Genomic DNA, 12,068 nt, shown 5'->3' on the forward strand with positions numbered 1-12,068 from the left:
ATGTGGCGATCCATCGTTACAACCTCATCCTAAAGAAGATTGGGGTAAAAGATGTCTGAAAAAATTAGTTTAGTGCTCGATACAGTTGTAAAAGGCACTGAAGATATTCTCTCTACCACCACTGCAACAGAGCGTCTTACCGCTGCCATTGAAGAAGAACGTAACCAAATTAGAAAGGTTAATGGCGATCTCAAAAAGGTAACCGGTTATCAATCAGCCATTAAGTCGATGAAACGGATGCGTGAACAGTATCGCGCAGCTGAAGCCGATGTGGCTCGATTATCTAAAGAGCAAGCCGATCATAAGGAAACCACACGTAAACTGCGTGTTGAGTATGTGGCTACGGATACTGAAGTGAGCCGTTTAAATGCTCAACTCAAGAAAACGTCTGGTGAAGGTGCGGTTCAACTTCAAAACAGGTTGGATTCAGCAAAGAATCGAATGAATGTGCTGAATATTGAGATGAGAGAAGGCAAGGTTCGAACGTCTGATCTCAATAAAGCGTATAAGCAAGCCACTAAACGAGTTAATACGCTATCTAAAAAGCAAGTTAACCAGACGAACAAGCTTAAAAAGTTAGGTGGGGAGCTAAAAGACGCAGGGGTTAATACGAATCGTCTCGCGGCTGAACAGCGAAAGCTAGAGCGTGAATCAGAGAAAGCGACCGCTGCGATTGCAAAGCAAAATGAGCATCTTAAGAAGCGTAATGCTATTAAGTCTCGCATCGATACTCGTAACGCTAAATTAAGTGATATTGGTGGGCAAGCGAGCTCGTTAGCAATGAAGGCTATGCCGCTTGGGGCAAGTGTTTATTCGGCGGTTAAAAATGAATCCTCTTTTGCTGATGTAAAAAAAGTCGTCGATATGTCGCCGGAGGAAGCGGCTCAACTTCGTTCTTGGTCGCTGCGAACCTCTGCATCAAAAGAAGGCGGTGGATTAAAGGCCAATGAGATAAACGATATGCTCGCAGCCGGTGGGCAAAGTGGCATTCAAGATGTCGCAGAGCTGAAATCCTTTGTTCTCGATTCAGCCGCGATGGGCGTGGCTTTTGATATGGAAGCGGGTCAAGCGGGAGAAACTCTGGCCACATTTAAAGCCGCGCTAGGTTTAGATCAAGAAGGTGCGATGGGATTAGCCGGTACCGCAAATAGTCTTTCCAACAAGTTTAATGCGAAAGCGGGTGATATTGCTGGGGTAATGGCACGGCAAGGGGCCAGTGCAAAAATGGCGGGGTTTAATGTGAATGAATCTAGCGCATTAGCTACCTCGATGCTGGCCACGGGTATGAATGAAGAGTCAGCAGCTACGGCACTTAAGAATATTTCGGGTCGTTTGACCTTAGGCTCAGCTGCAACCAATTCACAGCGAGGCGCACTTTCTAAAATAGGTTATAACCCTGAAGAGTTAGCCAGTTCGATGCAAACGGATGCGTCGGGTTCTTTGATGGGGGTTCTTGATGCAATCAAAGATGCTCCACTTGAAGAACAAGGTGCATTAATTAGTCAAATCTTTGGTGAAGAGGCAAAAGGCGCAATATCAGCATTAGCGGGTAATACGGAGTTATACCAAGAAGCTTTGGCCGTCGCTAACCAAGAACAAAGCGCTCACATTGACGGACTTCAAAAAGAGTTTGCAAGTCGCATCTCGACAACTGAAGGGGGTATTGCAGGTTTCATTAATAAAGTAACTCGGCTCAGTGTTATTTTTGGTAATTCGCTCTTACCTGCACTCAATTGGGTGCTTGAGCCATTAGGCAAAGCGGCGATGTTACTTGGTGATTTTGCGGAGGCGAACGAAGGTGTAACTTCTGCCGTTGCCATTGGTGTTACTGGGTTTGTTGCGCTGAAGGCCGCTTTACTCGCAGGCAAGGCCGCTTCATTGATTTTTGGTAACACCCTGGATAAAGGAAAATTATTTCGTAATGGGCTAGGTCGCGAAACGAATGCCAATGGTAAAGCGGCTATGTTTGCAACCAAACAGATCCGAAAACTGAGTGATGCACTTTATGATATTAGAGCACATGAAGGAGGGGATCGCTCTCGGCCTTACGAACGAGAGCGAAAAAATAGCCCACAAAAGCGAAGCCGAAGATCTCCAAAGCGTAGACGACCACGACTTCGAAGTCGAAACCCTTTAGCGAAAGTGTTCAATCTTGGCAGTTCGTTGTTCTCAACGGTTAGCAATAAGATGGGTAACGCTCGTCATTTGATGGGAAACACCGCAACCAGTGTTGGTACACGAGCGTTTAATACGACGTCTAATGTTATGCGAGCCAATAAAGGTGCTCTACCCATGTCATTGGGTGGTGGCGCGTTGGCCATGGTGCCGATGATGGCGGCGGCTCAAGATGCGGTTGATATCGGAGGTGATATTGCAGAGGGCATTGGAAAATCTGGATTAAGCAAAGTACTACGTCCACTTTCCATGGCGATTTCGGCTGGCAACATTGCTACAGCTTTAACTAATGGAGACACGAAAGAAGCGGTGACTGAAGGTGGAAGCTTACTTGGAGGAATGGGTGGAGCAAGTCTAGGCGCGGCACTAGGCACCGCAATCTTCCCTGGTGTGGGAACGGTGATTGGTGGTTTGGTTGGTTCATTAGCCGGTGATTTCTTTGGTGGCAGCATGGCGGAATGGCTAGGCGATAAACTCACTCCGATGCCGAATAAACTCATGCAGCCTGAAGAGGTTGAAACTCGTTTGGCTGAGAATCGTAAGAAAGAGGCCACGGCTAAATCACTTCAACCTGTCAAAGTGGATGCCCCTATTCAAATCCATGCTGCACCAGGTATGGATCCTCAACAGATAGCGATGGAAGTAAAACGTCAACTTGAAGAAAGTCTGCAGATGACGGGAATGTCTATTGAAGACTCACTTTCGGTTTCTTACATCGATGCATAAAAGGGTTGCCTATGTATCACTTAGTTATTGGGGATGTGGTGTTCTCAGTTCAAAGCCGAACCCCTATTTCTCGCCTCTCTCGTACTGATTTCGGAACTTATTCAGAAACAGCGTTAATTGATAACGCAGATTCTGAGCCAACAGGTTCACCACTAAGTAAGATTTCAATTACTGCCACTTGGACTCGCTCTACCGCCACTGAATCGGTCAATAAAGTGCGTGAGTTACTGACTGTTCCTCAGCAAATTAGCGATGGTGATGGTTGGAACCTTGGCCGATGGACCATTTCTCAAATTGAAGAGGTGAAAAGCGAAATTATTCATAACGGTAAAGCGATGAAGACAGAATTATCAATTCAGCTACTGGAGAAGCGCGGTGCAAGTACAAGCTAAAGCCGGTGAGTTAATTACAGACTTACTGTTTAAACACACAAAGTCTGATGATGATGAACTAGAGCGTAAGTTTTATATCGCGAACCCTCATGTTCGTACTGACATTTTCAAACAAGATTGTGTCGTTGTGATCCCTGAAGCGTTCAGAACGGCTCGAAAACAAACGGTAACAAGGAGTTGGGACTGATGTTCAAACTTGAAGGTAAAGATGCAGAAATGATTTTGGCGAATTTAAAAAGTTGGAACTTAACCGATGGAAACGGTGTGGAAGGGGACAGTTTAACGCTGTCCCTTTTTTCTGAGGGTATCTCTGGCATTCCACCAAAAGGTGAGAAGTATGAAGTGTATTTGGGGGAAGTGTTCCGCGAAACCTTTCAGATCAGCAAGCGCAGTGCAAAGATGAGCCCGAAAGAGGTTAGCTTGGTGCTGTCTGTTGCGCCATTTAGCCAGGATGATGCTAATGGGTTTCGTGCTAAAAAGTCGAACAGTTGGGATCGAGTATCGATTGAGAAAGTGATGGTTGATAGTTTACTTCCACACGGCTACTCCATTTTTGTCCATCCTAAATTACAAAAAATTGAAATCGAGCATTTAGATCGCACAGATGAGAGTTGTAGTGTTTTCTTAAGGCGACTAGCCAAACAATATGATGCAGTGGCAAAACCCGTCGGCAGTACTTATGTGATGGTCCCAAAAGGAGAGGTGTTAAGTGCAAGTGGAAATACAATTGAAACCATTACGTTGTCACTTCCTGTTGGTAATAGCTCAACACTTCCCAACTTCGTGAATGTCGATGTTGAACTTGATGGTCGAGAGGATTTTAGCGGTGTGTTGGCCTCTTACCTTTCTACGGATGAGGGCAAGCGGCTTGATGCTAATGCCGGTAGTGCTCCTTTCAAAGTGTTGGGTAAAGATTTCAATAGTGAAGCGGAAGCAAAGCAGGCTTGCCTAACAGAGTTAAGGCGCATCCAAAGAGAGGGGCGAAAACTGACCATTACAGCTCCCGCCAATAGCAGTGCTTTTTCTGAAGGTTTAATAGTGCTCGATGACAGTTTTGATTTGTTATTCAGAGGTTCGTGTTCAATTGATTCAGTGACGTTTTTTGGGCAAGGGCGCCAGGCTAAAACAATGTCCATTCAAGCCACATTGACGGGGGTATAAATGGGCGTTCGCTTAAATACTCATGCGCACTATGCACAAACGGTGAAGTGTAAGATATCCGATGCCAAGATAAGGCAATATGCGAAAGATGGAAGAGTAAGGCAGCTGAAGGATGAGCGCTATTCTCTTTATTTACGATACTCCAAAGACCGCAATAAAGGCTCTTGGGTTTATATGGAATACCGGGAGGGTAAACAAACACCTCACACCATTGGCAAGCATCCTAATTTATCTGCAGTTCATGTGTTTGATGTTCTTAATGTGTATGTTGCCGACCTAGCCACAGGAAAACGGGCGGTATTTAATGAGTTTGAAACCGTTGATGAGCTTTTGCATTGGTATTTGGACTACGAAACGAAAGCAAAAATATTAGATCGAGTTAGGTTACTCGCGATTAAGTCCATGTGTGAAAAGCACCTGATTTACCACTTAGAAGGCGTAAAAATTGTAGACCTGGATCATCGAGTGATGGAAAAGAGGTTGATGAAGGTTTTGCGTGAGTCTCAATACTCACCGAGTTATGTGCGAACGATGTTCCAAACCGTGAAAGTGGCGTTCAATAAAGCTAATCAGCTCCGGTTCTTGGGCTTTAATCCCCTCAGTGATATGAAGTTTACGGACTTTGTTAAAGCAAAGGTCGATGTGAAAGGCTGCAAACTTCGACCTGGTGATGTGTCTTGGGTGGTTGAATCCTTTCATTCACCGGATCCGTTTACTCAAATGCTATGTTTAATGATGTTGGCCCATGGCACTCGAATAGGTGAAACAAGACAAGCCAAGTGGCGACATATTTGTTTTAAGACTAAACGTTGGACCATTCCTAAAAAATATACCAAGACAAAGAAAGAGATCGTGTATCCATTAACAGATGAGATGCTGCAAAAGTTGAAAGCGTTCAAAGAGTGGCAGCTGACTAATCATTATAAGGGTAACAATGTTTTTCCACTGACTAAAAGAGATAAGCAGCCTATCCATGCGACTAAGGCCAGTGAGTTAATTCGAGCTGTAAGCAAAGGTAAATGGTCAGCGCATGATTTAAGAAAGTTAGCGAGAACGGTATGGGCTGATTTAGGTGTTGATTATTTGGTTGCAGAAACACTATTGAACCACGCTAAAGGTAAGCTCGATCAAGCTTATATCCATACACACATGGAACTGCAGAAATTAACCGCGCTTAATACCTATCATTCATGGCTAAAAAATTGCTGTCGAACCTGTTTTATAGCTGCATTTCAATAATTCCTTCTCATCTAAATGATCATCTAGATCAATCGTTAATCTAATTTTTAATTCTGAATTACAGGGGGTAATCCTGTCATGTCGTCTTTATGCCAAAATGAGCCGATAAACGAGGCTCTTATAACAGCTGCGCGTAGTTGTCCTCATCAAGTTGGCGCTGTCAAATTGAGTAAGACGCAACTACGAGTATTGGACTCGATAGCGCAGGAAGAAGAAGTGACTGCGCAACAAATTGCTGAGCGGTGTGAATTATCATCAAGTTGGTCGAGTTCTTTGCTGAAAGCAATTAGGTCGAGAGGGTATTTAGATCGGAAGGTCTGGCCGAAAGCTTCAGGAGGTATTGGATACTCATATAAAAAGGCATGCTTGTGATGAGCGTCACTCCGGTAATAAAGTTTTTACTCTAGATTTTATTTGAATATCTGGATAGGAGTTTCAAATATGATTCGTGTAAATGAAGAACTGATTGAACAATGTATTCAAACTGCGATAGATGAAGAGAAGTTAACCGAAGAAAATGCAGCGGCATTTAAGGCTATTTGGATTGACTTCCTTTTATCAACGTTCGCGATGGAAGATCGTGATGGGAGACCTGCGAGTATTGTGACCGGAGGAGAAGTTGCGAACATGATGATAGGTAAAGAAAGTCCATGGGTAATAATGAACTAAGATAAAAATCATCTATAGCCTCTAAGTTTAATAGGTTCTTTTAGAGGCTATAAGGTCGTAAACGCGTGCAACTCCCGCGAAATAAAAATTTTTGGAGGCCCTTAGCCACCACCAGCAAGAGAAATATTATAAGTTTTATAGCTACCGATTGTTAGATCGTGATGCGTAACGTTAAGAGTAAATTCAATTGTTGGGGGGGATAAAAAGGGGCTATATAGCCCCTTTATCTCTGAGAAAGTTGTTAAACTTTAATGCGGTTATCAATAGTGAGATCAGAAACTTTCCAGTTATATGCATCCATAAGGTTAACCATCTCGTTATAAACGGGCTTTTCCTTATCGATATCTCTTATGGTTAATAGGATAGTGAATGGTACTTGAACCCCTTCGGCTTCATAGCCATCACGTCCTAGTATTTTTACTCGTAATCGCCAATTTTCTATATCGACTCCTCTAGGGAAACGCTTTTGGTAAACTTTCACTGGAGACCACTTATCACCATTTTTTACCAAATCTTCTTCATACAGATGTGCATCTTTTTTGGGAGGAACTTTTGAATTAAAACTGCCATCCTCCCCAATCTCACCAAATCCGACTTTTACATCAACTTGGCAGTATTCGAAAGCTTGGTTGGCGTCTAACTCAGGTTGATATACTAAGGTAATGAAAAACTCGCCTCTAACCTTACCGTCTTTGGTTCTTAGGCAGTCCGGGATAGGAAAAGGTAGTTTTTCTACTTCAAAGCTTTTCTGAGCGTGACCTTCGAATGCTAGAGTTGTTTCATAGTCGTTAACTTCAAGGATAGTTGAAAGATCACTAGGGATTCCCCATCCGTAATATGGGCGATGTTCATCTTCAAAATTAGAAGGCAGACCCATATTAGCATTATGAATGATAAGCGCCTTTACAAGGTTAGGAGTTGCTCTTTGACCAAGGTGGTGGAACAGATTAGCTGCGATATTTGATATGATAGGGGTGGCGTAACTAGTGCCAATATCGTTGCGTTTAAGGCCGTTAGGGCAGACAGAATTAACACCTAGAGGTATCGCAGTTCCTCCCACATTTAGCATATTACCACCGAAATGTACGACATCCGGTTTTTGTACGTAATTAGAAACAGGTCCTTTGCGAGAAAAAGGAGATGGTTCTTCATTTTTAACATACCCATCAACGTGGGCAATAGATCCAACAGTAAGTCCTCTTAATGAATCGCCAGGGCTAGACACTCCATCATTTAGCTTTTCAGAAGGAGGCCATTGCCTCATTTTTTCTACGTAATTGCCAGCTGCTATTACGCAAAGACAGTTATACTTTTCTTGAAACTCATCAAGCATGAGTGCCATCGCAGATATTTCATACATAGAAGTAGCCTCAGGCGAACCCAAAGACAAGTTCCACACCTTAATTTCAGGATGAGTTTCAGCTGTTTCATACATCGCGTTTACAATGTCGTAAATGTCACCAATATTGTTTCCTAGAACTTCTACGCTTGCTATTTTAGATTGACATTTTGGGAAACGAGGGTCTTGATTGTATAAGTGTGAATTGGAAAGCATTCCGCTTACGAATGTTCCATGGTTCAAATCACGAAAGGGCTCTGGGACTTTCCTGTTATGGCTGACAACCCATTGAGATAATGGTTTGCAATTGGAACTCACACCGCTATCTACTACGCCAACAATGGGGTAATTGACCTGTGGATCAGGTGGCGATATCTCAGCATGCTCTGTTTCGATACCGTTACTCGTCATAGGTTGAATGGCAATGCTATTTGAGATAACAGCGCTTTGGATTATCGTTAAGCTTGAAGCCTTGGCGATTAAAGACTCCGTATTTGAATTTACTTTATATAAACGTACGGATTGAGAGCGATGTTTTTGCCATTCGCAACCTAGCTTTGAAAGTGTTTGCTCAAAGTGCTCATCAATTTGTTGATTCAAAAATGGATCTGAATATCTGAATAGGCGAACAATTACGGCAGCATTTGCTTCTGGTGGTTGCTCGATAGGCGCCTTATAGTTTGATATAGATTTAACTGCTGATAGTGCTTTAATCCCCCCTTTTGTTTTAATGTGTAAAATTTTATGTTTTAAATGCTCTAATCCATCACTGCTAACCTGAATTAGCATTCTTCCGTAACCTGCATCTCCAAAGAATGGGCAGGTTTTTTCGTTAAAGATATCAGTTGGGCGATGAGATTTTGCTGTTGCATTGTCTTCTAATTCAACGATTGCTGTACAAACATCTAACCCAATGTTGCTTTTACCCAATCGTAACTGATCTTTGACATCGCCTAAAGATTCAAGGAGACACTTTCTAAATTCCTCAGTGACGTTTTTGAGGGGGTCGTTCTTTCCTCCTGGAATTACCTTTGGGCGAACGTAATCCTCCATTGAGAATTCAACATGTTTTATTGGGTTAGGAGCTTTGCTCATTATTTTTGTTCCTTTAATAACCTACTGACGTAACTAGGGGAAATATCCCATAATTTTGATAAAAGCTTACCTGTATATAATTCGGTATTTAGCTCTTTTAGTTTATGAATGCCATTGTACTTAGAATCGTCTCCTTGAAAGCTTAACCAAGGGTGCATAACAAGTAAAAGTTCTTTAAGAAGGCCAATATATGTTGGAGTGTGATCATTGATAACAGAGAATCGAAGGTACTCATACGTAGCCATCTCGATCTCTGCACCAGTCATTCCTTCAGAAGCCATAACGCAAATATCCATGCCTTCATTATTAAAATCGAACTTGGAAAGTAAAGCGGAAAGTAGACTTTTACGTTCTCTTTCTTTAGGTGATAAAAGCTCCAGTTTATAGTGAAATCTTCTTCCAATTGCTGGATCTAACAAATGTACGTGATTAGTTGCAGCTACTAAAATAGTGTCTCCAAGGTTATCAATATTTTGTAACAGACTGACAACTACTCGTTTAAGCTCACCAATTTCATTTTTATCATCCCTTGCTTTAGCTATTGCGTCGAACTCATCAAGGAACAATACGCATGGTTCACTTTGAGCATACTCTAAAAGAGATCGAATGTTTTTTGAGGTAGATCCCAAGTAAGAGGATATTAAGGCATCTGCTCTAGCCGTTACTAGAGGTAGTTCAAGCTTTGCTGCAAGGTAATTAGCCAACTTACTTTTACCTGTGCCGGGTTCACCATGCAATAAAAGCGTTGGGTTAATAGGAATTCCAAGATCATGTAGCCGATCTTTCTTAACTAGGTAACTGAGAAATGCATCCACTGTACTTTCGTTATCGTCAGACAAAAAAACGATAGACTCCTGAACTGTTGGGTGAGTTTTATCTGCTAATGAGAATCGATTGTCCTTCTCAACTGGAATTGGGCGAGATACATTTAAAGTGCCGCTTGCACTTTTCATCGTATTTGCTCCGATAGAGTTAAGTTGGTCACTTAACCCTTTCACAGCAAGAATTTCACCATCAGTACTGAGTTTTTCAATGAGTTGCTGCGTGTAGGCAGAAACGATTGATTTATCACTTCTTAGTGCACCGCGAACAATATGAGATATTTCTGTGTAGTACTTCATGATTGACTATAAGTTGCTTTTGATGAACTAATTGTCGCATATAATGAACCAAAAATCGCCATCGATTTACTAAATATCTAAAATTATCACAAAAATCATGCGCATCTCTATGACTCTTGTGATTTGGTTCTAGCAATTGAATGCTAATAGTATGTAAATCAACAATGCTGTATTTATTTACAGTATTTAATGTGAGATCTATAAACCATTGAACAATTTAGAGGCCGAAGGCGAAATTCGTAACAATCGTGAAATTGACGGCTTATACTGTAGATAGGCTTGGAAGGGAATATGGCGAGGTAAGTATGTAATATGTTGCTATCAATATAGTACTTAATTTTTTCTAGAAAAAACAATGGACATTTTAAACTAGATAAATGACACATTTACGCGTCCTATTTGCGTCTAAATGATTCTGTAGTGCTATTTTTGTTTAGTTATATCAGTTGCTTATCGAAGCGAACATATAATCGAAGAAGAAGTATGTTGGTTGATTCTCTTGCTGCATTGTTAGTTACCAAGTCACTAAATTCATTGCTGATATTAGAGCACTCAAGGGCGCACATAGCAAATAAGGCCGTGCAACATTATGTAGATTGCTTAGCTTTTGACCGAGTGGCGAGCAAATGAACTTGTGAGGTTTTTGATTGGCGGGAAAACAGGTATTATAAGATAATTTTTTAAAATACGTTGATCGGAAATCCCATGTCAAAGTTAAGTTTACAAGAACAGATGCTAAAAGCTGGCTTGGTTAATGAAAAGAAACTAAAGAAAGCGAAGAAAGGTTCTAAAAAATCACGAGTTCAAGCGAAAGAAGCGCGTGAAGCGGTTGAAGCTAATAAAGTGGCTCAAGTAGAACGTGATAAAGAGCTAAGCCTGAAGATGAAAGAGCAACAACTTGCAAAAGAGTTTAAAGCTCAGGTTAAGCAGCTTATCAGCATGAACAAGATTGTCGTCAATAATGGTGAAGTAAAATATAACTTTACTGATGGCACTACTGTGAAATCGCTTTATGTCGATGAAATGACTCGTAAGCAACTTGCGAATGGTCTTCTAAGCCTTGCTCGTGATGAAGAAAGTTACGCGATTATTCCTAGCGTTGTGGCTGAAAAGATTGCAATGCGTGATCAAGAGACGATCATCGAGATTCAAGTGACTGAAGAAGCGCCAGATGAAGATGACCCATACAAAGATTTCGTCGTACCTGACGATTTGATGTGGTAATTGTCGTTAAAGTGACAACGCTTTGTTTGTTTTAGCTTTAACCAAAGCATTGTTCGTTTTAATAAAAACATCCACCATTGTGTGGATGTTTTTGTTTCTAACCAAACTCAAAGTGAGTTTTTTTTAAGTCTAATTAATGGTGATTAACGTACCGCGACTATTGATACTTAGAAAGTAAGGCTCTCATTTCGATTGAATTTAAAATATCGATCGAATGGTGTTGAGGCTGAAACATTTTAAACAGCATGGCTTGAGCGACATCTTCTGCTGGGATCGGGATAAAATTAGCGAATTTCCCTAACATCAACGGCTTAATGAACTTCATAACGAATTGAAGCATCTTCTCGTTACTGCGTGGGGTAGTTCGAACGCCAACTAATGGCCCCGGGCGCATAAATACCACTTGTTCGAAACCCATTTTTGAGACGGTCTGCTCCATCTTGCCTTTACATTTTAGGTAATGAGAAAGCGAATCTTTTGTTGCACCGTAGCTTGAAACAACAGCAATACGCTTTACTCCAAGTAGGAGCATGGTTTGGGCAACGTGACACACAAGATCATAATCCACTTTTTCTAAGGCTTGTTTACTGCCTGCTTGTTTAAGCGTCGTACCCAAACAGATAAACCCAATGCTAGGTTTTTCGAATGAGTCATCCCATTGAGTAACTCGTAACTCGTTGTCAATAATGGTGTGGACTTTGTCGGGTGCACTGGCTTGTGATTGATGAATGTTCAACGGGCGACGACTCAGCGCGTAAATAGAACTAATTGCACTCTCACTGTTGAGGCGATGCAGTAGCTCTTGTCCGATTAGGCCAGAAGCGCCTGCAATAATCACGTGTGTATTGTCACCACGAATACTCATCTATTCATTACCTGTAATAAAGACATTCCTATTAATGTAGAGCGAATGGGGAGGGATGTCTG

At 41.7% G+C, this 12,068-nt stretch carries 11 protein-coding genes; 8 read left to right on the top strand and 3 right to left on the bottom strand.

Annotation, left to right across the window (positions count from 1 at the left end; genetic code table 11):
• Nucleotides 1–51: 51 nt before the first annotated feature.
• The 7 genes from OCV39_RS06790 to OCV39_RS06820 all read left to right on the top strand — a co-directional run bounded on the left by OCV39_RS06790 (nt 52) and on the right by OCV39_RS06820 (nt 6,362).
• Nucleotides 52–2,901 (top strand): phage tail tape measure protein, encoded by a 2,850-nt coding sequence (locus OCV39_RS06790; protein WP_261889377.1) that lies wholly within the window; start codon nt 52–54, stop codon nt 2,899–2,901.
• Nucleotides 2,902–2,912: 11 nt separating this feature from the next.
• The gene (locus OCV39_RS06795) at nt 2,913–3,293 is read left to right on the top strand and encodes a phage tail protein (protein WP_261889378.1); all 381 of its coding nucleotides are present in this window, start codon (nt 2,913–2,915) and stop codon (nt 3,291–3,293) included.
• Nucleotides 3,277–3,480 carry a hypothetical protein gene (locus OCV39_RS06800; protein ID WP_261889379.1) on the top strand — a complete coding sequence of 68 codons (204 nt, stop codon included), beginning with the start codon at nt 3,277–3,279 and terminating at the stop codon, nt 3,478–3,480. Before OCV39_RS06795 ends, OCV39_RS06800 begins: the two co-directional genes overlap by 17 nt.
• Nucleotides 3,480–4,454, top strand: coding sequence for a hypothetical protein (locus OCV39_RS06805; RefSeq protein WP_261889380.1), 975 nt, complete (start codon nt 3,480–3,482; stop codon nt 4,452–4,454). Before OCV39_RS06800 ends, OCV39_RS06805 begins: the two co-directional genes overlap by 1 nt.
• Nucleotides 4,455–5,693 (top strand): site-specific integrase, encoded by a 1,239-nt coding sequence (locus tag OCV39_RS06810; RefSeq protein ID WP_261889381.1) that lies wholly within the window; start codon nt 4,455–4,457, stop codon nt 5,691–5,693.
• Between the two features lie 78 nt (nt 5,694–5,771).
• Nucleotides 5,772–6,065 carry a MarR family transcriptional regulator gene (locus OCV39_RS06815; RefSeq protein WP_261889382.1) on the top strand — a complete coding sequence of 98 codons (294 nt, stop codon included), beginning with the start codon at nt 5,772–5,774 and terminating at the stop codon, nt 6,063–6,065.
• Between the two features lie 69 nt (nt 6,066–6,134).
• Nucleotides 6,135–6,362 carry a hypothetical protein gene (locus tag OCV39_RS06820; RefSeq protein WP_261889383.1) on the top strand — a complete coding sequence of 76 codons (228 nt, stop codon included), beginning with the start codon at nt 6,135–6,137 and terminating at the stop codon, nt 6,360–6,362.
• A 241-nt stretch (nt 6,363–6,603) separates the two neighbouring features.
• Here the strand turns inward: OCV39_RS06820 and OCV39_RS06825 are convergent, their stop codons facing one another.
• Both OCV39_RS06825 and OCV39_RS06830 read right to left on the bottom strand, forming a co-directional pair.
• The gene (locus OCV39_RS06825) at nt 6,604–8,796 is read right to left on the bottom strand and encodes a S8 family peptidase (RefSeq protein ID WP_261889384.1); all 2,193 of its coding nucleotides are present in this window, start codon (nt 8,794–8,796) and stop codon (nt 6,604–6,606) included.
• The gene (locus tag OCV39_RS06830; RefSeq protein WP_261889385.1) at nt 8,796–9,917 is read right to left on the bottom strand and encodes an AAA family ATPase; all 1,122 of its coding nucleotides are present in this window, start codon (nt 9,915–9,917) and stop codon (nt 8,796–8,798) included. Before OCV39_RS06830 ends, OCV39_RS06825 begins: the two co-directional genes overlap by 1 nt.
• Before the next feature lie 705 nt (nt 9,918–10,622).
• On the opposite strand from OCV39_RS06830, the gene OCV39_RS06835 reads away from it, so the two are divergent.
• On the top strand, nt 10,623–11,141 hold the full coding sequence (locus tag OCV39_RS06835) for a DUF2058 domain-containing protein (protein WP_171756662.1): 519 nt from the start codon (nt 10,623–10,625) through the stop codon (nt 11,139–11,141).
• A gap of 157 nt (nt 11,142–11,298) precedes the next feature.
• Here the strand turns inward: OCV39_RS06835 and OCV39_RS06840 are convergent, their stop codons facing one another.
• A complete protein-coding gene (locus tag OCV39_RS06840; RefSeq protein WP_261889386.1) occupies nt 11,299–12,006 on the bottom strand; it encodes an NAD(P)H-binding protein in 708 nt (235 codons plus the stop codon).
• Nucleotides 12,007–12,068 lie beyond the last annotated feature (62 nt).

The organism is Vibrio cortegadensis (assembly GCF_024347395.1).
Taxonomy (GTDB): Bacteria; Pseudomonadota; Gammaproteobacteria; order Enterobacterales; family Vibrionaceae; genus Vibrio; species Vibrio cortegadensis.